Source organism: Paenibacillus sp. FSL H7-0943, from assembly GCF_037963265.1.
GTDB classification, from domain to species: Bacteria; Bacillota; Bacilli; order Paenibacillales; family Paenibacillaceae; genus Paenibacillus_AQ; species Paenibacillus_AQ odorifer.
In genome coordinates this window covers 6,028,459-6,053,879 of the sequence record NZ_CP150148.1, presented here as the reverse complement: position 1 = coordinate 6,053,879, position 25,421 = coordinate 6,028,459, and the positions used below count along the sequence as shown (strand labels likewise).

At 44.5% G+C, this 25,421-nt stretch carries 22 protein-coding genes and 1 riboswitch; of the genes, 14 read left to right on the top strand and 8 right to left on the bottom strand.

Features of this window, described 5'->3' with window-relative positions; genetic code table 11:
* The first annotated feature begins 94 nt into the window (after positions 1-94).
* Positions 95-1,234, top strand: a complete 1,140-nt coding sequence (locus NSQ55_RS26445; protein ID WP_076185435.1) for a transglutaminase domain-containing protein — start codon at positions 95-97, stop codon at positions 1,232-1,234.
* Between the two features lie 108 nt (positions 1,235-1,342).
* Here the strand turns inward: NSQ55_RS26445 and NSQ55_RS26440 are convergent, their stop codons facing one another.
* Together NSQ55_RS26440 and NSQ55_RS26435 are read right to left on the bottom strand one after the other, a co-directional pair.
* A complete protein-coding gene (locus NSQ55_RS26440; RefSeq protein WP_076179353.1) occupies positions 1,343-2,824 on the bottom strand; it encodes an amino acid permease in 1,482 nt (493 codons plus the stop codon).
* Positions 2,825-3,023: 199 nt separating this feature from the next.
* Positions 3,024-3,229, bottom strand: a riboswitch (Lysine riboswitch).
* Between the two features lie 101 nt (positions 3,230-3,330).
* Positions 3,331-4,467 (bottom strand): virulence factor, encoded by a 1,137-nt coding sequence (locus tag NSQ55_RS26435; protein ID WP_339169827.1) that lies wholly within the window; start codon positions 4,465-4,467, stop codon positions 3,331-3,333.
* A gap of 223 nt (positions 4,468-4,690) precedes the next feature.
* Between NSQ55_RS26435 and NSQ55_RS26430 the strand changes: the two genes are divergently transcribed.
* Complete coding sequence (locus tag NSQ55_RS26430; RefSeq protein WP_076128690.1) at positions 4,691-5,656, top strand: MBL fold metallo-hydrolase; 966 nt, start codon at positions 4,691-4,693, stop codon at positions 5,654-5,656.
* 155 nt (positions 5,657-5,811) lie between these two features.
* Positions 5,812-7,437: an ATP-binding cassette domain-containing protein gene (locus tag NSQ55_RS26425; protein WP_036680232.1), complete on the top strand. Its 1,626-nt coding sequence runs from the start codon at positions 5,812-5,814 to the stop codon at positions 7,435-7,437.
* A gap of 324 nt (positions 7,438-7,761) precedes the next feature.
* Here the strand turns inward: NSQ55_RS26425 and NSQ55_RS26420 are convergent, their stop codons facing one another.
* Complete coding sequence (locus NSQ55_RS26420) at positions 7,762-7,947, bottom strand: hypothetical protein (RefSeq protein WP_036680230.1); 186 nt, start codon at positions 7,945-7,947, stop codon at positions 7,762-7,764.
* A 133-nt stretch (positions 7,948-8,080) separates the two neighbouring features.
* Here NSQ55_RS26420 and NSQ55_RS26415 point away from each other — a divergent pair, with 133 nt between their 5' ends.
* Together NSQ55_RS26415 and NSQ55_RS26410 are read left to right on the top strand one after the other, a co-directional pair.
* Complete coding sequence (locus tag NSQ55_RS26415) at positions 8,081-8,950, top strand: cation diffusion facilitator family transporter (RefSeq protein ID WP_076128688.1); 870 nt, start codon at positions 8,081-8,083, stop codon at positions 8,948-8,950.
* A gap of 204 nt (positions 8,951-9,154) precedes the next feature.
* Positions 9,155-10,216: an SH3 domain-containing C40 family peptidase gene (locus NSQ55_RS26410; protein WP_339169823.1), complete on the top strand. Its 1,062-nt coding sequence runs from the start codon at positions 9,155-9,157 to the stop codon at positions 10,214-10,216.
* 221 nt (positions 10,217-10,437) lie between these two features.
* Here NSQ55_RS26410 and NSQ55_RS26405 read toward each other — a convergent pair whose 3' ends face one another.
* Both NSQ55_RS26405 and NSQ55_RS26400 read right to left on the bottom strand, forming a co-directional pair.
* Positions 10,438-10,815: a hypothetical protein gene (locus NSQ55_RS26405; RefSeq protein WP_036680226.1), complete on the bottom strand. Its 378-nt coding sequence runs from the start codon at positions 10,813-10,815 to the stop codon at positions 10,438-10,440.
* Between the two features lie 223 nt (positions 10,816-11,038).
* Positions 11,039-11,206, bottom strand: coding sequence for a DUF1328 domain-containing protein (locus NSQ55_RS26400; RefSeq protein ID WP_036680225.1), 168 nt, complete (start codon positions 11,204-11,206; stop codon positions 11,039-11,041).
* 189 nt (positions 11,207-11,395) lie between these two features.
* Between NSQ55_RS26400 and NSQ55_RS26395 the strand changes: the two genes are divergently transcribed.
* From NSQ55_RS26395 to NSQ55_RS26355, 9 genes are all read left to right on the top strand, one after another.
* Positions 11,396-11,902: a DUF948 domain-containing protein gene (locus NSQ55_RS26395; protein WP_036680224.1), complete on the top strand. Its 507-nt coding sequence runs from the start codon at positions 11,396-11,398 to the stop codon at positions 11,900-11,902.
* A 59-nt stretch (positions 11,903-11,961) separates the two neighbouring features.
* Positions 11,962-12,486, top strand: coding sequence for a hypothetical protein (locus NSQ55_RS26390; RefSeq protein ID WP_248549630.1), 525 nt, complete (start codon positions 11,962-11,964; stop codon positions 12,484-12,486).
* 237 nt (positions 12,487-12,723) lie between these two features.
* The gene (locus NSQ55_RS26385; RefSeq protein ID WP_339174616.1) at positions 12,724-13,890 is read left to right on the top strand and encodes a fused response regulator/phosphatase; all 1,167 of its coding nucleotides are present in this window, start codon (positions 12,724-12,726) and stop codon (positions 13,888-13,890) included.
* 2 nt (positions 13,891-13,892) lie between these two features.
* Positions 13,893-17,561 carry a response regulator gene (locus NSQ55_RS26380; protein ID WP_248549643.1) on the top strand — a complete coding sequence of 1,223 codons (3,669 nt, stop codon included), beginning with the start codon at positions 13,893-13,895 and terminating at the stop codon, positions 17,559-17,561.
* Positions 17,562-17,640: 79 nt separating this feature from the next.
* Positions 17,641-18,507, top strand: coding sequence for a protein-glutamate O-methyltransferase CheR (locus NSQ55_RS26375; protein WP_051491113.1), 867 nt, complete (start codon positions 17,641-17,643; stop codon positions 18,505-18,507).
* A gap of 21 nt (positions 18,508-18,528) precedes the next feature.
* Positions 18,529-20,199, top strand: a complete 1,671-nt coding sequence (locus NSQ55_RS26370) for a response regulator (RefSeq protein ID WP_076224272.1) — start codon at positions 18,529-18,531, stop codon at positions 20,197-20,199.
* Positions 20,200-20,295: 96 nt separating this feature from the next.
* Positions 20,296-20,634, top strand: coding sequence for an STAS domain-containing protein (locus NSQ55_RS26365; protein ID WP_076128675.1), 339 nt, complete (start codon positions 20,296-20,298; stop codon positions 20,632-20,634).
* Positions 20,635-20,652: 18 nt separating this feature from the next.
* Positions 20,653-21,108 (top strand): anti-sigma B factor RsbW, encoded by a 456-nt coding sequence (gene rsbW / locus NSQ55_RS26360; RefSeq protein WP_036680217.1) that lies wholly within the window; start codon positions 20,653-20,655, stop codon positions 21,106-21,108.
* Entirely contained in the window at positions 21,105-21,875 is a 771-nt protein-coding gene (locus NSQ55_RS26355; RefSeq protein ID WP_036680216.1) for a sigma-70 family RNA polymerase sigma factor, read from the top strand. Before rsbW ends, NSQ55_RS26355 begins: the two co-directional genes overlap by 4 nt.
* Positions 21,876-22,060: 185 nt before the next feature.
* Here the strand turns inward: NSQ55_RS26355 and NSQ55_RS26350 are convergent, their stop codons facing one another.
* The 3 genes from NSQ55_RS26350 to NSQ55_RS26340 all read right to left on the bottom strand — a co-directional run bounded on the left by NSQ55_RS26350 (position 22,061) and on the right by NSQ55_RS26340 (position 25,059).
* Complete coding sequence (locus NSQ55_RS26350) at positions 22,061-22,393, bottom strand: DUF5665 domain-containing protein (protein WP_036680215.1); 333 nt, start codon at positions 22,391-22,393, stop codon at positions 22,061-22,063.
* Positions 22,394-22,541: 148 nt separating this feature from the next.
* Positions 22,542-23,039: a YtxH domain-containing protein gene (locus tag NSQ55_RS26345; protein ID WP_339169818.1), complete on the bottom strand. Its 498-nt coding sequence runs from the start codon at positions 23,037-23,039 to the stop codon at positions 22,542-22,544.
* A gap of 253 nt (positions 23,040-23,292) precedes the next feature.
* Positions 23,293-25,059: a glycoside hydrolase family 13 protein gene (locus tag NSQ55_RS26340; RefSeq protein ID WP_339169816.1), complete on the bottom strand. Its 1,767-nt coding sequence runs from the start codon at positions 25,057-25,059 to the stop codon at positions 23,293-23,295.
* Between the last annotated feature and the right edge of the window lie 362 nt (positions 25,060-25,421).

Here is a 25,421-nt window from a genome sequence, read left to right as displayed (position 1 = left end):
CTACAGAGAACAGTCTTTTTTTGCCCAAGTCTTCATTATCTATTAAATGGAGGGTTTTGAATAAGTCTGTAGGAGCCGGAGGATCAGAATAATTATGTGGAAAAAACGCTTCACGTTGGCAAAAGTCATTCTTGGAGGAGTGATTATTTGCGCAGCCATTCCCCCGACATTGTATTGGACCTGGGGGCATGCTTATGCGGCCACGACTTCACCGACCGTTCGTTCTGTGAGTGAAATTGCCCAGAAGCTAACCGGTGCGATGAATAATCGTAGAGAGACTATCACTTTTACTTATGAGGGGAAAACCTCGAATTTAAAAACACAGATACAAACGGGTCTAGATCAAGCGATGAATAGCGATCCCTATTTGTATTACATCATAGACAGCTACGGATACACTTATCGAGGGAGCAAAAGCTCTGTAAAGGTTACGGTAGAAGTGAAATACTTGGAAACGCTGGAGCAGACCGCTTTTGTGAACAAAGAAGTAAAGGCAACGCTCAAGAAGATCATTACACCGGGCATGAATAATCATCAGAAGGTTAAGGCTATCCACGACTGGGTGGTGCTGCGTCTGAAGTATGATACCTCTTATCGTAAATATACGGCTTATGAAGGCCTGAAGAGTGGCAGTGCCGTTTGCCAAGGGTATTCGCTGTTGACCTATAAGCTGCTCAAGGAAGCGGGATTCAGTAATAAAATCGTTGAGGGCACTGCAAAACAGCCGGGAGGACGCAGCCAGTCTCATGCTTGGAATCTAGTGCTGCTCGAAGGGAGATGGTATCATCTCGACACAACTTGGGATGACCCGACACCTGATAAAGCCGGCGTAGTAAGCACCGCGTATTACTTGAAGACTGATGCCCAAATGCGTCAGGACCATAGCTGGACGAAGTCTTATCCGGCAGCCTCGGTTGCCTATTATAAGACCTTGTCAGCACTTGTAGAGCGTGGAGGACAGAGCGCCGGGGTGTATAAGCAGCTTCAGAAGGACCTTAATTATGAGCTGTATGCCGAGGAACGGATTGTGCGTTCAGCAGCAGATTTAATTCAGCTGGCGAATAAGGCTGTCGCTTCAGGAGAGGGATCTTTATTATTCCGCTATGACGGTAGTGGAACCCAGCTGAAGAATGATCTACAGGAGTTATATAAACTTGGACTAGAGGAAGTATCTTATTCTAGCACTTCTTTTGATAATACGGGTGATCTAAAAGTGTATGTGACTTGGGAATAGGCAAAGGGCTAAGTAAAATCAGGAGTTGAATATACTAGATTGATTTATATAAAAAGGGATATCCCGCAGCCTTTCAGGCTTCTGGATATCCCTTTTTGAGGAGTCTATTTATTCTGGGTGAGTACTAAGATCGCATTTATCCAAAGGAATAATATTACTCTTGCGGAAGAAGCGATAGCCGGCCCAAATCAAGACGAATAATGGCAGGCTGATATAGGAAACGGCAATACCGTACCAGTCGATGTTTCCACCTGAGAAGGCACCCATATTCTGGCCAAGGATGGCTACCGTACAAAGTACTAAGGCAAATATAGGCCCAAACGGGAACCATCTAGCCCGGTAAGGCAGCTCATCAAGGGAATGACCTTGAGCTATAAAGGCGCGTCTGAAACGATAATGGCAGACAGCGATGCCGAGCCAGTTAATAAATCCACACATACCGGAAGCATTAAGCAACCAGTTGTATACAGCACCATCACCAAAGAATGATGCTAAAAAGGCTAACATACCAACGGCTGTGGTCACGAGCAAAGCGCCAACAGGAACACCGCGGCGATTAAGCTTGCCTAGAGCACGTGGAGCCATTCCATCCTTAGCCATAGCGTACAGGACGCGGGTGGAGGCGTACATTCCCGAGTTCCCGGCTGACAATACGGAGCTGAGAATGACAGCATTCATGACGGATGCGGCAATAGCAAGTCCTGCTTTATTAAATACGATCGTAAACGGACTGACTCCGATATCATCAATACCACCGCGCAGCAGATCTGGATTCGTGTAAGGAATCAGCATTCCGATTACTAGTATAGCGAGGATATAAAAGATTAATATACGCCAGAAGACTTGGCGAATAGCAATAGGTACGTTACGGCGAGGGTTCTCACTCTCACCTGCTGCAACACCGATTAGCTCGGTGCCTTGGAAGGAGAATCCCGCAGCCATAAAGACACCGACGAAAGCGAAGAAGCCACCGTGGAACGAGCTGCCCCCGATCTGGAAATTGCTGAAGCCTACGGCTTTTCCGCCCATGATTCCGAAAATCATCAAAACTCCGACAATAAGGAAGGCGATAACAGTAATAATTTTGATAATGGCAAACCAATATTCTGATTCTCCGTATCCACGAGCAGACAGGAAATTAAGACCGAACATCAGCAGCAGGAACACGAGACTCCAGAGAAAGGAGGGACTGTCCGGGAACCAATATTTAATAATGACGGTGGCGGCAGACAATTCTGCTGCAATCGTAACCGCCCAGTTATACCAGAAGTTCCAGCCGATGGCGAACCCAAAAGCGGGGCTGACGAAACGCGTGCCGTAAGTGCTGAATGAGCCGGAATCCGGTAAATAGGTAGCGAGCTCTCCCAGACTGGTCATGAGGAAATAAACCATAACACCAACAGCCGTATAGGCTAGAAGTGCTCCACCGGGTCCGGCTGAAGCGATAGCGCCACCACTGGCCAGGAAGAGTCCAGTACCAATAGATCCTCCAAGCGCAATCATAGTCAAATGCCTTGCTTTAAATGATTTTTTTAGCTCAGGCGGGTTACTTACGTTGCCTTGTGCTAGATTTTGCTGCTTGCCCTGCATGATTTGACACTCCTTATGATCTAATCTTTCAATTCATGAACGGGGAGTGCTGAGCTGCTTCCTCCCGCAGAGCGGGAGAGTGTATTTGGTGGTCTCCATAAGGTTATGGACAAACACTAAATATACAAATTCTGTAAACGCAAAGAAACCGCAGACTATATCTGCGGTTTCCATCTATACAGCTCCGCATCATACTCCCTGTGAAGATAGCGCAACACATTATGACCTGCTGCTTATGCAGGTTATACAATGTGACAGTTCCGTGCCTTTCGGCAACGGCCCCAGCCTGCACCGCTGTAAGAGCGACAGTGCAGACTTCGGCAGATATTCCTTTCGACGCGATTCATAGACGGCTCTAACGTCTCCACGCGCGTACTCTTTATATCCGCGACCTCTACCTCATCTTAGTATGACGAGGCTATCTTTACTTCATTCATTTATAAACAACAGGAATTAGTATAAAGCAAGTTCGCAAGTCAAGCAATGACAAAATCCGGTAGGGAATGTTAGCTGCGACGACGCTCTGACATTTGCTGCCAAACGGTACCCGCCGCTGCTTCACCGGAAGCGATACGTTCCAAAGCCATTTTGGCCTGAAGTCCAACCTCGAATTCCGGATCTTCCGCCGCAACCGACAGCGCTTCTTGGGCATCGGATGTGCCCACCTCATAGAGGAAACGAGCTGCGCGCCAGCGGACAAGCTTGCTCTTATCTGTCAGTGCTGCCGTCATCACTGGCGTGGCGGCAGGATCGCCGATGTCGGACAGCGTATCGCCTACCGTACGTCTCACGGCTGGCGCGCTGTCTGCCATCGCCTCATAGAGCAGCTCCATCGCTTCAGGCGTGCGAAGGTCGCCTAGATACACGACCGCAAGCCTGCGAATATGCAGCTTGGGATCGTGCAGCGCCGCCTTAAGCTCCGGCAGGAGCTCCGCCGTCGGCGTAAGATCCTCCAGCGCGGCGTAACGCACGCGCCAATCCTCATGCTTCAGGTCTCGCAGCAGCTCATCCTGACTGCGGGTTCGTCTCTGCTCGACGAACTCGCCTTCAGCGCCGTGCGCAATGGCTTGCTGCACGAGAGAGTCGAGGCGTTCCTGCGGATACGCCGCTTCGACCTCTTGCTCCACCTCGCGTGCAATCTCCGCGGGCTCGCCATAACGCACGCCGTAATCAGTGAGCTTACGCTCTTTAATCATCACGGCGCTAGCCACATCCATAACCGCCTTCGTGAAGCGGTTTGCTAAGGAGATGCGCTCTTCATTCGCGCCGGTCTTAACGCGGATTTGCAGCGGAATTCCGCGGAACATCTGGACGAAGACTTGAGCTTCGCCGAAATGAGCGCCAGCGTTCTCATCGGCAAGATTCCAATCGTCATTTAAGCCTTCGCTGTTGCCGAAGCGGTTCTGAACTTCTCTTAGAATCGCTGCCCAATCCGCATTGCCCTTGCGTTCGAGCGCTGCAAAGTCAGCAGCATGATAGATGCTAATAACGCCCGGTATCGTTAACATTTCGCGTGCCCAGGCAGGTGCGGAACGTTCACTTTCTGGTGTATAGGTTCTGCGAATTCCAGGTTCCAGACTTTCGTCCAAATGAAGCTTCATCGTATTTGGACTTGGAGTCGGTTCAATAAAAGTAATCTTCATACGTAGCTCCCCCTTGAACGGTATATGCACCGCCATACTTTATACACATATTATCTCATTTCTGGCGTGAAACACAAAAGGGTACTTAGATATTTTGCGGAAAAAGGGCGCACCATTACCAAGTAACTTGTATATTTTGCAAAATACTCTGCCGTTCAATATAGTTGTATTATATTCGCTAAAGTAAAGCATGCTCTGCAAACTTCTAAAGATGAGGTGCTCTATGGCTAAATTTCGCTACAATAACCTCGACAATGTGAGTACCGATAAAACACTTAAAGAGTTTCGTAAGTGGCGGGAGGAACGTCGACGGAAGAAAAAAGATTATTCATATGTAGTGCCAAGTACGCCGCCGAGGTTAGCTTATCTGGCGGAGAATCGCCTGGAGACCACCATTACGTGGATTGGGCATTCAACGTTTTTCCTTCAATATGAAGGGATGAATATCATTACTGATCCAATCTGGGCGAGAAGACTAGGCTTTGAGAAAAGATTGGGGCAACCCGGGATTCCGCTCAGCGAAGTGCCTCCCATTGACCTGATTCTGATCTCTCACTCTCATTATGACCACTTGCATATGGCTTCTATCCGTAAATTATATAGAGCAGGGACAACCCTTGTTGTTCCTATAGGCTTGAAACGAAAGATGCTCCGCAAAGGATTTCATAACTGCATAGAAATGGAATGGTGGCAGGAAAATACGCTAGGTAAAATTAAGCTTACCTTCGTGCCGACTCAGCACTGGACGCGGAGAACGCCTTGGGACACGAATACTTCTCATTGGGGAGGATACATTCTGCAGCCGATCGAATCGGATAGCGACAAGCTGCCTCCTAACCTGTATTTCGCAGGAGATAGCGGTTATTTTCCGGGTTTTAAGGAGATTGGGAGCCGCTATAAGCTTCATGTTGCACTCATGCCGATTGGAGCTTATGAACCGGAGTGGTTCATGACCTCGCAGCATGTAACCCCTGAAGAGGCTATACAAGCATTTGTAGATGTTGGAGCGGAGACCATGATTCCGATGCATTACGGCACCTATAGACTTGCTGATGATACGGCCCGGGAAGCGCTGGATCGGATGGAAAGTGCCCGGCTTAAACAGGGTATTTCTGAAGAACGAATCCGTACGCTCAGCTATGGCGAAACGCTTATTATACAACCCAAGAATCGCATAACTGGACAATAATTGAAAAAATTCCTCCTAACTGGCGACCTCTGTACAGCAGCTGGAATAACTTTAGTATTGGAGAGAACAGCTGAAAAGGCTATTTTACGGGCTTTTTGCTCTCTATTTATGCTATAATGAGCCGAAACCCTAAGTGAAAAGGATGGTAATGCGTAATGATTAGCACAAGCGGCGTAACACTCCGCTACGGAAAACGCGCTCTCTTTGAAGATGTAAACATAAAATTCACCCCTGGTAACTGCTACGGTTTGATTGGTGCCAATGGTGCCGGTAAATCAACCTTTCTGAAAATTCTGTCTGGTGAGATCGAAGCAAATACCGGTGAGGTACATGTTACACCGGGCGAACGTCTCGCAGTACTCAAACAGAACCATTTTGAGTATGATGAATTCCCGGTACTTGAGACCGTAATTATGGGTCATACACGTCTTTATGAAATTATGAAAGAAAAGGACGCGCTTTATGCGAAGTCCGATTTCACAGAAGCGGATGGCCTGCGTGCAGGAGAGCTTGAAGGTGAGTTCGCTGAGCTTAACGGCTGGGATGCTGAGCCAGATGCAGCTGCCATGCTGATTGGTCTCGGAATTATGCGTGAACTGCATGACAAAAAAATGGCCGAACTGAGCGGCAATGAAAAGGTACGGGTACTCTTGGCGCAAGCCTTGTTTGGCCGTCCGAATAACCTGCTGCTAGATGAGCCTACCAACCACTTGGATCTCGAATCTATTGGCTGGTTAGAGAACTTCCTCATGGACTATGAAGGTACTGTTATCGTCGTATCCCATGACCGTCACTTCCTGAATAAAGTATGTACGCATATTGCGGATATTGATTTTGGCAAAATCCAGATGTACGTCGGCAACTACGACTTCTGGTATGAGTCCAGTCAGCTTGCGCAAGCTTTGCAGCGTGATTCGAACAAGAAGAAGGAAGATAAAATCAAGGAATTGCAGGCATTTATCCAGCGTTTCTCGGCCAATGCTTCCAAGTCTAAACAAGCGACATCACGTAAGAAGCAACTTGAGAAAATTACCCTGGACGACATTCGTCCGTCCAACCGTAAATATCCGTTCCTTAACTTCAAACCAGAACGTGAAGCGGGTAAACAATTGCTGACAGTCAGCGGATTGTCCAAAGCGGTTGAAGGTGAAAAGCTTCTTGATGAAATCAGCTTTGTAGTAAATAAAGGGGATAAGATTGCTTTTGTAGGCCCTTACTCCCAGCCTAAATCACTGCTGTTTGATGTGATCATGGGTGAGCAAGAAGCGGATGCGGGCGAATATACATGGGGAGTAACTACAACTCAAGCGTATTTCCCGAAAGACAACTCCAGCTATTTCGATGGTGTGGAAATGAATCTTGTAGAATGGCTACGCCAGTATTCAAAAGATCAGGACGAAACTTTCCTGCGTGGATTCTTGGGCCGTATGTTGTTCGCCGGAGAAGAAGCACTGAAGAAAGCAAGTGTGCTGTCCGGGGGCGAGAAGGTTCGCTGTATGCTGGCCAAAATGATGCTCAACGGCGCGAACGTGCTTGTGTTCGATGAACCAACCAATCACTTGGATCTGGAATCCATCACGGCACTGAATAACGGGCTGATCGATTTCGATGGCACGATTCTATTCACTTCCCATGACCATCAGTTCATCCAAACCATTGCTAACCGCATCATCGAGATTACACCTACAGGTGTAATTGATCGCTCCATGAGCTACGATGAATATTTGGAGAATCCAGAAATTAAGGAAATGCGCCAGCGCATGTATCCTGTAGAAGTATAATATTTAATTTCCGCTATGCGGGAGGAATCCATGAAGCAGCTACACTAATCCTTTTAGGATCAGGGTAGCTGTCTTTATAATTTCAATTTTGAAAAGTTATTAACAAGTAGAATGCTACGGGGTGTATGCGGGGTTTCCAAGACAGGAGTCTTTAGCCCTTGAGGTTTCCCAAAGCGCATGTTTTCAGCTGGCTAATCGTACATTAAAGAGAAGCAATTATGAATTTGAAGAGTTCTAATCCATCCTATCAGGCAGGACGAACGTATAAACGGCTGCGTTTCCCCGAGGGATTCGCAGCCGTTTATGTTTAAGTATAAGTAAATACTAAGATCCGCCAGTACGACGGCGTTGGTTGTTAGGCTTTTTGTTATTTTGGCTTTTTAGCGGTTTGGCGGAACCGGCCTGAAATGTGGATCCAGGCTTGGAGGAAGATTGTTGCTTCTTCTGTTCCAGTTTTTTACGGATAGCTTCCGCTAAGTTGATTTTTCCTTTATCGTTGCTTTCGCTCATTATGATAACCTCCTTCGAAGCAAGTCCTTACACTTTATTCTAATTGTTTTTAAATGCTGCCACAAGGGCAAGAATAATTGAAAGAATTCTTTTCCGTATTTTAAATAATCGGGGAAAAGAGGGGGAGCCAAGAATGACTGATATTTACGAAGATATACGTAAAGGTGAACGAGGAGCTTGGGTGAGCATAGCGGCTTACCTCATCCTATCATCATTTAAGCTGGTTTGTGGTTATTTATTTGCATCTAGCGCACTCGTTGCGGACGGGGTCAACAATTTAACAGATATCGTAGCATCCATAGCTGTACTGGTGGGGTTACGGATTTCGCGGAAGCCACCTGACTCTGACCACGCTTATGGGCACTTCCGGGCAGAGACCGTAGCGGCGTTGTTGGCTTCTTTTATCATGGCGGTAGTGGGCCTTCAAGTGATTGTGGAGGCGGTGCGTTCCTTTTTCGATCGTACAAAAGAAACGCCGCAGCTCTGGTCGGCAGGGGTGGCTATTGTATGTGCAGTAGCTATGATGGGGGTATACATATATAACAAAAGACTGGCCAAACAAATTAACAGTGGGGCACTTATGGCAGCGGCTAAGGATAATTTTTCTGATGCAATGGTCAGTGTTGGAGCCGCAGTTGGGATTGTGGGTGCACAGTTTGGTTTGCCATGGATTGATTCCGCAGCAGCTGTTCTTGTCGGACTCATTATCTCCAAGACCGCTTGGGATATTTTTCGTGATTCGACCTATCGGCTTACCGATGGCTTTGATCAAGATAAATTGATGGATCTACGCAGTACGATTGCTCGAACGCCGGGAGTAGAAGAGATTAAAGATGTGAAGGCACGGGTTCATGGTAATCATGTGCATGTGGATGTTGTAGTGGAAGTGGATGCGAATATTTCTGTGACGGAAGGTCATGAAATAAGTGATTCCATCGAAGAAAGAATGAGCAAAATGCATAATATTATGAATGTGCAGGTGCACGTGGAACCTAAAAAATAAATCGCGAAATGCTATATTAAGGAAAAAACACACATATTCAAGGAGAAATCGAGACTTTAGACCTGTGTGTTACCATAAAGTGGCATGATTATATGTGAAATTTGGAGCATGTTCCAAATCCCGGGCAAGCCTATAATGAGGGCATAAAGGAATAATGTAGTACAATCCTTTATTGAAATCTCATCATGGAATTTGGGGGAACGTATGATCAAATCACATAAGCAAATTACAGCATCTTTGTTAGTATCTGCTGCAATTGTTGCAGGTTTAGGAGTATCTGCTCCTGGACAAGCAGCGGCAGCCTCAAGTTCATCTAATTCAGTTACAGCAGCTTCAGCCGTTCAAACAGGTGTGATCGAGGCTAGTGTTCGCCTTCGCAGCACCCCTTCTACTGACGGAGAAATAGTGAAGTACTTGCAAAAGGGAGATCAAGTGCAGATCCTTTCGCAGCCTAACAGCTATTGGTATCAAGTAAAAACGGCTGATGGTTCAGTGGGTTATACAAGTGCAGGAGATAAATATATCAGTGTATCCTCTGCTTCAGTAACGACACCATCGGCACAAACTGGCACCATTAAGTATGGTGTGAATCTTCGAGTTTCACCTTCAACAAGCGGGAAAATAATGAAGCTTTTGAATAAGGGAGAAAAAGTAGAAGTTCTGGCACAGCCTAACAGTTACTGGTATCAAGTTAAAGCGGCGGATGGTAGCATCGGATATATAAGTTCAAGTGAACAATATAGTACACTTTCAGGAAACGGTGGGGGGTCTGGAACTGTAACACCTACACCTACACCCAATCCACCTATAACAACACCGGGGGCTTCAGCCCAAATCGAACGGGTAATTGCTGCGGGCATGGGATATCTAGGAACGCCTTATGAGTATGGCTCCAGCAGAAATGACACAAGCACCTTTGATTGCTCGGACTTCATCCGGCAAATTTTTATGGATGCTGCCAATCTCAAACTGCCGGCGGATTCCCGTCAACAGGGAGATTGGGTGAAGTCGAATAGTACGGTGGTTACGTCTATTTCCAATTTGAAGCGCGGCGACTTAATGTTCTTTATGGATTATAAGGGGAATTCTGCTTCTGCTTATGAGGGAATCGACAAATCTACAGCTAGAATATCGCATGTTGCTATGTATCTAGGAGATGGACAAGTTCTACAAACTTATTCCGTTGCTTCAGGCGGGGTAAGAGTAGATAAACTAAGCGCTTCTTGGATGAATCGTTTTCTCTACGGAGGTTCGGTCATTCGCTAAATATATGAAAAATGCAGGAAGCGACAGCATCGCATGTTTGTGACGGGTGAACGATGGCGGGCGTACGCGCAAGAGGGCTATCCTTTTAGTAGAATTCTCTACTGAGGGGGTAGCTCTTCCTGTTTTATCTGTTCAGAATATGTACTCTCCACATAAAAAAAGGGCAGTACCATCGGCCATTTTCTTGGCTCTTGGGACACCCTTTTTTCGCATATTGATAATTAAGGTAAGATCACGTTGGCTGTTACAGGAACCTTAACCCATGCTTTTCCTAACCAAGTGTAAATTTCTCTCCATTCATTACCCCAAGTGTCCGAAATGACCTCACCTGTTGTATCAAGAGTCTGAACGCCAAGCCAGCCTGCTGGAATTATACCTCCGACGGAAAAGTAGAAAGGTGTTTTCTCGGTCAGCACTATTTGTGGTGTTGCTGGAATCATATCCGCTGGAGTAATAATGGTTTCAAAAGAATTGCTGTAAGTGCTTCCAGTTACGGTTGCAGGATCCGTAGTAGTGTTAGTTACTTCAGCTGCTGAAGCTGTAGCAGCAATGGAAGCCATAAGTCCTAAGGCTACTGTAAGGCTGGCGATTTTTTTCATGTTTGGTTCCTCCTAGTGGGGGTTGGATGTATTTTTTTCCAAAAGCGCTGTTTGCTAATATGCTAGTAAACGTAAATGATGCGGTATGAACCACCCATTCAACATTTCTTATTTTCTCAAGTGACATCCGTACAGGAATGACCTATACTTTCTGCATGATGAATAAGATATATGGATAGATATGGGAGGGATACGACAGTCACACCATTAAAAGGAGGGGCTACTACATAGATCTACCTCTGCGTCCCGTGAAGAGAGAAATTACAAACAGAACCAGGAAGACGAAGAACAAAATCTTAGCAAGACCAGCAGCGGCAGCTACAAGGTTGAAGAAACCAAAGATTCCGGCGATTACTGCGACTACAAGTAGTATTGCGGACCATTTTAACATTACATATCACCTATCCTTTTTTGATTAATGTAGTCATTGTATAAACGGGGACTTTGATTTTGAAACAAAAGGGAAGAGGGACTCTTGACAACGCTCGACAAGATGTTTCGGCTTATGGGACCAGGGGTAACTATGCAGTATACAAGGCTGATTAGCCGATATTTATGAGATATGGAAGGGGTTATGAATATGATCATTGAACTTAGTGTAGCTCTCGTCGCAATTGCATTCGCAGTACTTGTTTTCTTTTTAATTAAAACCTTAAAGTCGGCAAAGGATTCACTCGACAAAGTCAGCCAAACCTTGGTGGAAGTACAGAAGACGATGGATGAGCTTACTTATGAAGTGAAAACGACGGTCAGACACGCAAATGAAATCACTGCTGATGTACAGCATAAGATTCAAAAGATTGACCCAGTCATCGATTCAGTCAAGAATCTGGGTGATGTCATGAATGAGCTGACCTTAACGGTCAAACAAGTGTCAGTCACAGTGATTGAGAAATATCGTAAATCGCGTGAGCTGAAGGAGAAGAGTAAGGAAGTCTCTATAAAAGAAGCTCCGTTAACTCCTGCTGAAGAACGTACTGTTAACTCCTATGATGCCATTTATGCTGAGAAGTCACCGGGAAAAATAGCTACAGTGCTAAAAGGTGTAGACGTAGCTGCAACTCTTTGGAAAAAATTTCGTCATTAAGCATAAGATAGTAAGGCTTCTGTAATCGGTGGCTGCAGATAAGAAAGGTGGGACACAACATGAACATGATGATCCTTTTATTTGGTCTTCTTTTCCCATACTTTGATGCGTCTCCACAGTTGGCGCCTATCTCTACTTTTATTGAACAACCTAAGTCGGTTCTCGCATTTGAACATGCTTCAGCATCCAGCCCATATATAAATCACTTTGATTCTCTGCAAGGTGTTGCTTTATACACCACAAAGGAAGAACTGCTTCTGACCAAAGGCAATCCGCTTGCGGTGACAAATGATCCATTGCTAGAGACAGTGGAGTACCACTACGCAGATGTGACAGTGGGTGTGGGCGAGGGTGTTGTACTTTATGTACATGTTGCACCTCCGCAAGCACAGCAGTTCGGTTTACATGTAGATGGCGTAGAAATCGATCCTTTAACAGATAATCTGCAAGATACTTTGGGCAAACCGTATTTTATAGCCGAAGATGGGGATGTATACCTGAGAGGGAATAATGCACTCAAAATATATCGAAATTTGGCGGGTGAATTTGAAGGAATTGATTTATTTGATAGTATTTCTTCCTAATGTGTTTCATATTTGAGCAAATTGGTTAATAAACATAGGCTGTCTTTAGAATAGAGTAACCTCCAGCCCCACTAGGTATAGTGGGGCTGGAGGTTACTTTGCTGAATACGTAAATTGATCCTATGACTATATTTACATATTATGAAAATAGAAATAACACTGTAAAATAGCGTATGATATAGTTAATAGGTTTGCAGAATTTTACGGTCGTAATACTACTCGTGTGAGGTGAAGATGATGAGAATCTTAATCGTGGATGACAATCCGACTAATGTTATCATTATCCGTGAAATCCTGAAAAAAGAAGATTACCGAAATTTCGTAACCGCATCCTCTGCCAAAGAGATGCTGGAACGGCTTGGAATCGGTTCGGGGAGTGAAGATGGACGTCCCCGGATGTCAGATATTGATCTGATTTTACTGGATATGATGATGCCAGAAATGGATGGGATCGGAGCATGTCGTGTTGTGCAGCAATACGAACATCTTAAGGATATTCCAATAATAATGGTTACAGCTGTAGGCGATTCTAAGAAATTGGCCGAAGCGCTGGATGCAGGTGCAGTAGATTATGTTACGAAACCTATTAATAAAGTGGAGCTAATGGCCCGGATTCGGCTTGCTCTGCGGTTGAAACGTGAGAAAGATTGGCATAAGGAACGGGATCAGCGGATTCAGGAGGAATTGAGACTGGCTGCACTCGTGCAGAATGCTGTACTCAGCCTACCCCTGCAGGAAGAGAATTTCGAGGTGCATGCTATCTATCAGCCTTCCTCTGAATTGGCGGGTGATTTATATGCTTGGTATCCCCTAGGGGATGGCCGATATGGCGTAATCCTCCTGGACATTATGGGACACGGTATATCGTCCTCTCTTTTTTGCATGTTCCTTGCGTCAGTATTAAAGGATACGGTAACTACCTATGTAGAGCCGGAAAAGGTAATTCAGGAACTCAATCGAAGGTTTAACCAACTTTATATTGAGAAAAAGCTGATTCAATATTATTTTACGACGATTTATCTTGTGATCGACACTCGTATAAAGCGTATTGACTACGTTAACGCCGGGCATCCACCTGCGCTATTTTTTGAGGGCGCAGCTATGACTCCGGTCTTGCTGGAAAGTAATTGTCACCCTGTAGGCCTGTTTGAACGGATTGATATTCAGCCTCAGAGCTTGACCTACGAAGATGAAGGGCATTTGGTTCTCTATACAGATGGTCTGCTGGAGCTGGTTGAGGGTGAACAGGAAGAGCAGCTGAAGTTTATGATTAAGCATTTAAATGTTGAGCATGAATGGAAGGAAGAAACTATACGGGCTGCTTTTTTCAATGCTGATGTTCCTAAAGAGCGTGACGATGACAAATGTATAGTGTGGATCTCACTGAAGAAGGGAACAGAATGAGGATGAAAATAAAGGCTAAACTCTTAATTGGTTTTAGTGCGATGCTGGCGATTATGCTGGCACTTACTATGATTGGATACGATCGTTTGGATTATATGAATGGTCAGCTTGAGGGTTACCAGGATAGATATATGAAGGGGCGCTCTTCTTCAGGTATGCGTGGAGAAGTGAATGATATGGCGCGCATATTAACGACGACCATGTTAAGTGCGGATACATCAACGGTAGAATCACAAAAAAAAGAGATTGATAAAAAAATAGCTAAGGCGAATGAGCACTACGACAAAATAAAAGAATCAATGACTAGCGCTGAAGAGATGCAGATCGTTAATCAAATTGATGATTCTTATACGATCTATCTAAATTATCAGGAAAAAATATTGAAGCTGTTATCAGCTGGTTATTTCCAGAATGCCAGTACGTATTCTAACACAGAGGGACAAGCGATTCAAAATGCCGTGTTAAATGCTCTGAACAGTCTCTCTGATTATAATGCCTTTATTATGAATGAAGAGAGCGCAAAAGCTAAAGATGCCTATCAAAGCTCTACTCAGATGGTCATCTTGATGATGATTGTAGGTCTATTACTTGGACTTGGAGTTGTTCTATGGATCATTCCAAGCATTACGCGGGGACTTAATGTCGTTTCGATGATGATTACCAGCTTTGGCAACGGCAGAATCCGGGCCATAAGGCGCATAAAGGTTACTTCGAAAGATGAGATTGGTGAGGTTGCCCTTGTCTTTAAGAAAATGGCGTTAGATCTTGAAGAGAAACAGCAAATGGAACAGGCTTATGCACAGGCACAGAATGATCAATCCTGGCTGAATGCAAATGTTGCTCAGGTGACAGAACTTCTCCGGGGGGTTAGCTCATTGGATCAGGTCTCACAGACCTTTATCAACGAGTTCACCCCTGTGCTCGGAGCCCAGTTTGGAGCTGTGTATTTGAAGGATGCTAATCGTCCCGATTTTTTACGAAGCAGTGGTTATTATGCAGTAGATAACGATAAGAAACCAAAGGAAGGTTTTTTGATTGGAGAAGGGCTTGTAGGACAAAGTGCGCTTGATATGCACCCAATCAGATTGGAGCGGGCTCCTGAAGATTATATCTCCGTGAAATCCGGCTTTGTGGATTCACAGCCAGGATATATTTCCATTCATCCGCTTATTTTTGAAGACGAGCTGCTCGGTGTAGTAGAATTCGCTTCATTCCAGCCATTTAGCAGTCTGAAAAATGATTTGCTGCAACAACTTGCGAATAATTTAAGCATTATTTTCAATAATATTAGTCGTCGTCTGATTGTAGAGAAATTACTGCGTGAGTCACAAGCACTTACGGAAGAACTGCAATGTCAGTCAGAGGAGCTGCAGACTCAGCAAGAAGAACTGCGTCGTTCCAATGAGAACTTGGAAGAGCAGACGGACGCACTTAAGCGTTCAGAAGAACTGCTGCAACGTCAACAGGAGGAATTGGAACATTACAATACGGAACTCGTCGCCAAGACTCGTGCACTAGAGGAACAAGTGCAGGAGGTCGAGGAGAAAAAAGATGAAATTGAGCATGCTAAGGTTCAGCTAGAGAAACAGGCTATGCAATTATCCGTGACTAGTAAGTATAAATCGGAATTTATGGCGAACATGTCCCATGAATTGCGGACGCCGCTCAACAGTCTGCTGATCTTGTCCCAGCTGCTTACCGAGAACAAGGATGGTAATTTAACGGAGAAGCAGGTTGAATTTGCCCATACGATTTATATGTCAGGTGCTGACCTGCTTAAGATGATTGATGAAATTTTAGACCTGTCCAAGGTTGATGCAGGAAAAATGGAACTGAATCATGAAGAAATTAAACTGACTGAGCTGAAAAGTTTTGTGAAGCAGAATTTTGCTCCGCAGGCGATCAAAAAAGGACTCTCCTTACGGATAGCCTTTAACGAGCCGCTGCCAGATAGCGTAATTGCCGATAGTCATCGGTTGAAGCAGGTTTTAAGAAACCTGCTTTCCAATGCCTTTAAATTTACAACCGAAGGTTTTATCGAGTTTTCAGTTAGCCCGGCAGATAGTAATCTCTTGCCACTAAATCTGCCGAGTGATAATGAATATATTGCTATTGCTGTGAAGGACAGTGGCATTGGTATTCCGGCTGACAAAACAGATATTGTATTCGAAGCCTTCCAGCAAGTAGATGGAACTACCAGCCGTAAATATGGAGGCACGGGCCTGGGATTGTCGATCAGCCGTGAATTGGTTCGTATAATGGGTGGAGCTATTGTGCTCGAATCCCGTGAGGGACAAGGCAGTACCTTCACTTTGTATTTGCCGGTGAAGGCAAATTACAGTAAACAACCTGCAGAAATAGAAGCTGCTGTGTCCAAAGAGGATTCAACATATGATGAATATATTGGAGACATGCTTCCAACCTTAGTGCCAGCAGCCGTTAATGTACCCCTTCCACAACTGACGATTGAGGATGACCGTGACAATTTGACGGCGAATGACAAAGTCCTGCTTATTATTGAAGATGATGAAAGCTTTGCGAAAATCTTGCTAGACATGGCTCGTGGTCGCAGATTTAAAGGCTTAGTAGCCCTTCAAGGCGATATTGGACTACAGATGGCAAAAACTTATTTGCCAGATGCGATCATTCTCGATATACAGCTGCCTGTAATGGACGGCTGGACCATCCTTAGAGAGCTGAAAAGTGCATCTCAGACCCGTCATATTCCTGTTCATGTTATCTCTGTGAACGATGAAGTGAAGCAAGGGTTGATGATGGGAGCTATGGCGTATCTAAGAAAACCATCTTCAAGAGAAGCATTGGAGCGGGCTTTCTCACAAATTGAGAATTATACGTCCAGCACAGTGAAGTACCTTCTGATTGTAGAAGATGATGAGATTCAACGTCGTTCCATTATGGAATTGATCGGTCATGATGATGTAGCTATCACAGCAGTATCAACCGGCAACGAGGCACTGATGGAGCTGCGCAAGCAGAGATATGATTGTATGGTTCTGGATCTTATGCTTGGGGATATGAACGGCTTTGAACTGCTGGATCAGATTCGTGATGATGAGGAATTAAACGATCTTCCTATTATTATTTATACAGGTAAGGATTTAGATAGCAAAGAAGAGACACAGCTCCGCAAGTATGCTGAATCCATAATTATCAAGGATGTTCGTTCTCCGGAACGACTACTGGATGAGACAACGTTGTTCTTGCACCGGGTAGAAGCCAATCTTCCGGAAGATAAACGTAAAATTTTGCAGAAGCTGCATAACAAAGAAGAGTTATTCGAAGGGAAGAAAATACTGCTCGTCGATGATGATATTCGTAATGTTTTTGCACTCTCTAGTGTACTGGAAGAATACCACATGGAAGTGAAGTTTGCGGAGAACGGACGTGAAGCGCTAGAAATGCTGGTAGAGCAAGAAGATTTTGATCTCGTGCTTATGGATATGATGATGCCGGAAATGGACGGATATGAAGCTATGCGCCGAATCCGTGAAATGCCGCAATATCAGAAACTGCCTATTATTGCGCTTACCGCCAAAGCAATGAAAGAGGATCGCGCCAAATGTATTGAAGCGGGAGCTTCTGATTATATGAAGAAACCGATCGCAACAGGTCAACTTCTTTCGTTAATGCGTGTCTGGTTGTATTCGTAAACTCAAATTTGGGGTAATACCTTTTTAAGAACTAACATGACTAGAATTACGGTGTGTTAATAAGGGAGTCGGGATAACAATGAAAGCGATAGAACACGGATATGAGGAGCAGCCCGTTATGGTAGGAAGTGACGAGTTGGAGCAAATTGAGATCGAGCTGCTCCTTGATGGAGTACACCGTTTATATGGATATGATTTCCGGAATTATGCGTTGCCTTCTTTGAAGCGACGTATCTGGCATCATGTGCATGCGGAGAATGTACACAGCATATCTGCGCTGCAAGAAAAGGTGCTGCATGATCGTGCCTGTTTTGAACGATTTGTCTATAGTCTCTCCATTCCGGTTACCGAAATGTTTAGGGACCCGGGGTTATTTTTAACGTTTCGCCAGAAGGTAGTTCCGTTGTTGAGGACTTATCCCTATATTCGTATCTGGCATGCTGGATGCTCCACTGGTGAAGAAGTATACTCTATGGCCATCCTGCTTCATGAAGAAGGGCTTTACGATAAGGCTCGGATTTATGCCACAGATATGAATGAGCGTTCTTTACAGCAGGCTAAGGAAGGCGTCTATGATATTAGCAGAATGAAGCAATACACTAAGAATTATTTGGAGGCGGGAGGTACCCGGGCATTCTCTGAATACTATACAGCGAAGTATAACTCGGTTATTTTACAGCCATATTTACGCAAAAACATTATATTCGCTGAGCATAACTTGGCTACAGATACTTCTTTTAATGAGTTTAATGTTATTTTCTGCCGCAATGTGATGATCTATTTCAATGATGAGCTGCGGGATCATGTTCACGGCTTGTTTCATGAAAGTTTAAGTCGTTTTGGAATACTTGTTCTAGGCTCTAAAGAATCCATTCACTTTACGAAGTACAGCGATTGTTATGAGTCTTTGGACAGAGTAGAAAAAATATACCGTAACATAAAATAACGCATGAAGGAGGGTGGTCCTATGGGGTTTCAAGAACCAATTCATATACTACTAGTAGATGACCGTCCTGAAAATCTGCTGGCGCTGGAGGCGGTACTTGAAAGCCAGCATTATGAGCTAGTCAAAGCCACCTCCGGCGAAGAAGCGCTGCGGTGTTTGTTAAGGTATGATTTTGCTGTCATCGTACTGGACGTGCAGATGCCAGGTATGGATGGGATCGAGACCGCAAAGTTGATTAAAGCCAGAGAAAAAACAAAGGAAATTCCGATTATCTTTATCTCTGCGAATAGTAAGGAAGCGGAGCATTTATTCGCGGGCTATTCTGCAGGGGCTATTGATTATATGGTCAAGCCCTTCATTCCACAAATTCTGAAGTCTAAGATACAAGGTTTTGTCGAAATGTATATTACGAGCAAAAAACATCAGACTCAGACCATGCTGCTGCAGCAAAAGACGAAAGAACTGGAAATCATAAATAGTGAGCTCGTAAAGGCTAAGGAAGAGGCGGAGATCGCCTCCAAAGCGAAGTCGGAATTTCTGGCTATGATGAGTCATGAGATTCGTACACCAATGAATGGCGTAGTGGGTATGATTGATTTATTAATGGAGACTGACCTTGCGCCTGAGCAGAAGGAGTATTCCGAGATCATTCGGAAAAGTGCAGACACGTTGATTACGGTGATAAACGATATTCTTGATTTCACCAAAATGGAATCCGGTAAAATGGAAATCGAAGAGCAGCTGTTCGAACTTCGCACATGTATTCAAGAGGTGTTCAGCCTCTTTTCGGTGGAAGCGGGAAAAAAGAACCTGGAGCTCGCTTATTTTATCGATCAGAAGTTGCCTAGACTTTTATATGGAGATATGGCCCGTTTACGCCAAGTATTAATTAATCTGATTGCTAACGCAGTTAAATTTACGAATCAAGGCGGTGTCTATTTAGTCGCTTCCATCAAAGAAACATCTGGGAACAAGGTAGAAGTCGAGTTCACGATCATGGATACAGGGATTGGTATTTCTCCAGAGAAATGCGACCGATTGTTCCAACCGTTCTCACAGCTGGATTCTTCAATGACACGCAAATACGGGGGGACAGGGCTTGGTTTAGCCATATGTAAATCCCTTGTAGGCATGATGGGCGGAGAAATACGGGTAGAATCCATGGAGCAAAAAGGAGCTACCTTTATTTTTACGATACAAGCATCCGTACCTGGAGAAGATTTGACAGGAGGTTATCAAGAAGAGGAATCGCCTCATCTTCTTCTTAATCAGGAGAGCAGAAGCCGAATCCTTGTTGTAGATGACCATCCTATCAATCAGCGTCTGATGGTTAGCATGCTAGATAAGCTCGGCTATGAAGCTGATATGGCTGAGGACGGGAAACAGGCTGTGCAAATGGCGCTTAAGCAGCCCTATGATTTTATCTTTATGGATCTCCAAATGCCAGTAATGGATGGTCTGGAGGCAACCGCTCAAATCCGTCGAGAAGGCGGTCCGGCGGCTGAGAAGACTATTATTATTGCAATGACTGCGAATGTCATGGATGGCATCCAGAATCGCTGTAAAGCCTCAGGAATGGATGACTATATCAGCAAGCCACTTAAGATGAGTAGTATTAAGCAGATTATCTCTCGGTATTCTAGCAGCGATAATCGGATGGTTGAACCAGATACATCTATTTTTCAGGCGTAACCCAAGATTTACTAGTTTATATTTTAATGTTATTTGTTTCAAAGGTAGGACTATGAGGTTATTAATATAGAAAATATTTATCAGGAGAGATCGTCTATGAACACGCATAAAAGTAATAAGTTTCACGCTAAGACAGAGACAAAAGAAAGTGTATGTACGGTTTTCCTGAATGGTGAACTTGATCTGTCCGTTGCTTCCGATTTCCGTTTGGTAATGGAGCCGCTTGTAGGTGATACGAAGCATGATTTAGTAATAAATCTTAAAGAATTAAAATACATCGATAGCACGGGTATTGGTATTCTACTTTCGATCCTGAAATCAAGACAAGGTATGGACGTTAAGTTTATGGTTGAGGATGTTCCTCCCCAAATTCAGAAGCTGTTTGACATGACTGGTATTACCAAGTTTTTTGCCTCCCAAGAGAATTCCCACTAGGAAAGGATAGAACAAAGAATGAGTGATGATGTGCAAAAAGTAATTCTTCAGCTGCCGGCTAGCGCAGAGTATGTGGATATTGTTAGGTTGAATTTATATGGTATTGCTTCAAAAATGGGCTTCACCTACGAAGATATTGAAGATATGAAGGTAGCTGTATCAGAGGCGTGTAACAACTCAGTATTGTACGCCTATGGACAACAAGACGGAATGGTTGATGTAATCTTTGAGGTGGGTGAAAGTGCCCTATCCATTACAGTCAAAGACGAGGGGGAGAGCTTTGACGGTTTGGAAGACTCGTCCAGTGAGCGTATGACACTGCATGATAAAGAGTTAAGTGACGTTCAGGTCGGCGGTTTAGGGTTCTACTTAATGCAAGCGTTGATGGATGACGTGAGCGTCGTAAGTGAGGCCGGAAGAGGGACGGTAGTAACTTTGAAGAAGCACCTTAACTTTAGCGAGGAAAAGGTATGAGTGATAAGGTGACTCCCCCCGAGTCCATGAATGAAGCAGTCACCCAAATTTGGGAATATCAGCAGACTAAGGATAATGAACGCGCAACAGTGCTGATTCAGAAATATGAGCCTATGGTAAAAATGGCTGCTGGAAAAATTTCTCGCAACCGCCCCGACTTGTATGAGGATTTATATCAGGTCGGGCAAATGGCGCTCATCCGGTTATTACAGCAATATGATATTAGCCTTGGAATCCCTTTTGAGCCCTATGCGATGAAAAGCATGATTGGACATATGAAGAATTTCCTGCGTGATAAATCTTGGTACATACAGGTACCTAGACGGATTAAAGAAAAGGGAGCACTTGTTCAACACGCGATTGACGAACTAACAGTGAAGCTGGAACGTTCGCCTGCGGTGGATGAGATTGCTCATTATCTTGATTTGTCTGTTGAAGAAACTGTAGAAGTACTGGCGGGCAGAGAATGTTATCATTACGTCTCCCTAGACTCGCCCCTTTCTCAAGAGGAGACAGGAGCTACACTAGGCGAGCTGATCAGCTCTGACGCAAATGATTACGAGACCGTAGAGAAACGTATGGATTTGCAACAAGCACTAGGTCAATTGAAGGAACAGGAGCAGCAGGTGCTGCTGTTAGCGTTCCAAGATGGACAATCCCAGCGGGCGATCGCCCAGAAGCTGGGGGTATCACAGATGAGCGTTTCACGCATACAGAAGCGGGCCACTGAGAAGTTAAAGCAGATTATGGCCAACTCTTCCTATTGAGTTCCTGTATGGGTAATATACATTTTCGACGATAAGGACATGCCTCTCTCCGCTGACTGGAGACCCGCATGTCCTTTATTTGTATTCGTAGACTTATTCCCCCGCTTGTCCGTCCAACCTAGAGGATTAGACGGACAAGCGGGGGAAGCGGTCGATAGTTGGGGAATAGATCGATAGTCTTGCGGTTAGCTATTAGCATCAATGTATTTTTTAATTTCGCCAAGATACTCTCCGATTACTGGAACATTAAGAAAAAGACTAAGAATGTAGCCTAATAAACCAAGGACTACAAATGTTCCGAGAGATAGTCCAAGTCCCCGAGATATACCGGCCATCAGGTTTGTGATGATTCTTTTTTTTGGATCTGAATAGTTGTCGAGAATGTCTTTGAATTCTGATTTTTCCAGTGAGTGAGCGATCTTATCAAGACGACTGTTTAAGCGTTTCACTTCATGTCGCAACTCGAAAGGATGTTCATCAATTTCATAAGGTTTTGTTTGGTTATTTGAATCTGCCATGCGCCATCCCTGCTTTCTATAGCCCGAACGGGCATTAATTAAATGTCTAGTTGTATCTGCTGATGTGAATAAAGGTGTAACTAAACAACAGCCAGCTGCGGTCAGCTGGCTGTTGTTTGTTAAAGTGATAGCTGTATGATGCCGCAGATTAGTAATTGGATTTATAGGAGGATTTTACATCCTCTTTCGCATCCTTAGCCTGATTGGCAACCTCTTTAGAGGATGCTTTGGCTTCGTCAGCTACGTCTTTAGAAGCGTCTTTAACATCCGAGCTTACATTGCTTGAGGCTTCACTTACAGTTTCACCAATTTTACTTCCAGCCTCTTGAAGAGTGGCGGCAATTTGCTGTTTGCTGTCACTGACAGTGGTATAGATATCAGAAGCTTTATCTGACACCGTACTAGCCAAATCGGTTGCTTTTTCGCCAACTGTTGTCGCAATAGCTTTGGTTTTGTCAGTTACGGCACCAGCAACTTCTTTGGTCTTGTCTGTAGCTTGAGAAAGTTTATCTGACAGATCACTGCGCATTTCACGACCAGGCTTCGGTGCAAATAGCAGGGCTGCTGCGGCACCAATTAAGCTACCAATAAAGATACCTTTTAATAAGCTGCTTCCGTTCTCTACTTCATGTTCTACGTTACTCATCACCAATCACTCCTTATAATTTATCTTACTTCGTATATAAACTTTGGCGTATGGGCTGAAACAGTTGAAGAGCAAGGGAGAGATTACGGGAGTTTAAGGGAGGATACGGTAACCTAGAGGGCTTTAGGTCATATAAACCGCGTTTTTAAGGCTTTATCAAGATTTGTTTATGCGCAAAAAGAAGGACGAAGACAGGCTGTGATATGCAGCATATGTCTCCATCCTTCCACGATTGAATTTATAATGTTACGGATTAATCATTAACGGCTTGGAGTACCGCATAGCCGAATTCAGGCAGATTCAGATGCAGCTGGGATGTGGAGGTTTCAGTCCGCTTCTGCGTCTTTAGATTTACCCATATCGTGTCTGCTCCGGTTACAGGAATGATGACTTCGGCCATAACATCTTCATTGTTCAATACGATTATGAACCGGCTTTGTTTGTCCCACCGCTCATATACAAGCAGCTTTGGATAACCCGGAATCTCCAACGCTTTAAATCCACTGCTCCGGAATGCGGGATGAGATTTACGAAGGCTGATCGTCCAGCGATAGTATTCGAACAATTCTTGATTCTGTTTCTGGGAGTCCCACTCCATACATTTTCGGTTGTCCGGATCGTATCCGCCATCTATGCCGATTTCATCGCCATAATAAACACAGGGTGCTCCTTGAAAGGTCATCTGGAACAAAACGGCCAGCTTTAACTTCCTGATGTCACCGCCACAAAGTGTCAGGAAACGAACTGTATCATGGCTGTCTAGCAGATTAAAGGCGGCTTCCGTAATTTGCTGCGGATAATTCGCTAGCATAGTAGCAACCGACTGAGAGAATTGTGCAGCATTGATCTGTCCGTGAGCGAAAAAATTAATTTGAATATTCGTTAGCGGGTAATTCATAACGGCGTCAAATTGATCGCCAAGCAGCCACGGCAAGGAATCATGCATGATTTCTCCTACGAGATAGGCTTCTGGATTAATGCTTTTGATCGTACTGCAGAATTGCCGCCAGAACGAATGGGAGACTTCATTTGCGACATCAAGCCGCCAGCCGTCTATACCGATTTCCTCGATCCAATAGCGGCCTGCATTCAGTAGATATTCTATGACTTCAGGATTCTCAGTGTTGAACTTAGGCATGATAGGCTCAAATGCAAAGGTGTCATAGGTGGGAATTCCGTCGATGACCTGTGGTGGCCACTCGCGTACATGGAACCAATCCGCATAACGTGAAGATTGCCCGTTCGCGAGCAGATCAACAAATGGCGGGAAGGTATGGCCGCAATGATTAAAGACACCGTCCAGGATTACACGGATGCCTTTGGAGTGACAGGAGTCCACAAGCTCTTTCAGCAATGTATTGGTGCCAAAATAAGGATCGACCAAGTAATAATCTTTTGTATCGTATTTATGATTGGTGGTTGCCGCAAATAAAGGATTAAAATATATAGCATTGATGCCCAATTCACAGAGATAATCCAAATGATCTAGTACACCCTGTAAGTCCCCTCCGAAGAAATTCCGAGGACTCGGCGTGCCGCCCCATTCCAATACATCTGTCGGATCGTTGGTGGGATCCCCATTTGCGAAACGCTCCGGGAATATTTGATAAAATACTGCATCTTTCACCCATGATGGAGGAGAGTGCACATCTTCACGATTCAAAAATGGAAAGTCGAACAAGCCCTCATATACAACAGCAGGTGGCTCTGGATAAAAACCTTTTTCCAAAAAATAAAGAACTTCGTCTTTGTCATAAAGCGCAAAGTAATACGCGAGTCTGCGGTAAACGGGACGGACGGAGGCTTGCCAGTAATCGAACAAGCCGTCAGAAGCGAGGCGCTGCATTGGAATGACCTCATGCGTTTTGTCCCAGCCAAATTTATCTCCACAGAAAAGATCGATCTGTGATACGTTGTCCCGCTTAGTTCTTATGCGAATATGAAGTGTAGACTCATCGTAGGCATATGACCAATTTTGTCCCATACGGTGATAAACGGCTTCCGGTTGAATCATACTCATTTTCCATCCTTTCGGGCATGTAAACGCAAAAAAGGGCCAACCTCATGATTTTCAGAGGTTGAACCCTTGGCGGTTTCATTGCCTTTAAATTTGTCTGCATCTTACCATAACCCTCAAGAGTAAAGCAAGAGGTTATTTCACAATAATTTACAATATGGAATATTTAGTATGTGGTAGGGATAAAGAGAAAATAAAAGAAAAGATAAGATAAACTTTGTTAAACCGTATTTTTTGGACTTATACTCTGATTGCAATCAAAATTATGGATATTATAGAATGAGGGCGAACGAACTTGATTTTTCATAACACGCATTCAAATTAAAGGCACTGTTACCTGGAAAGGTACAACCTCGGCACTTTGT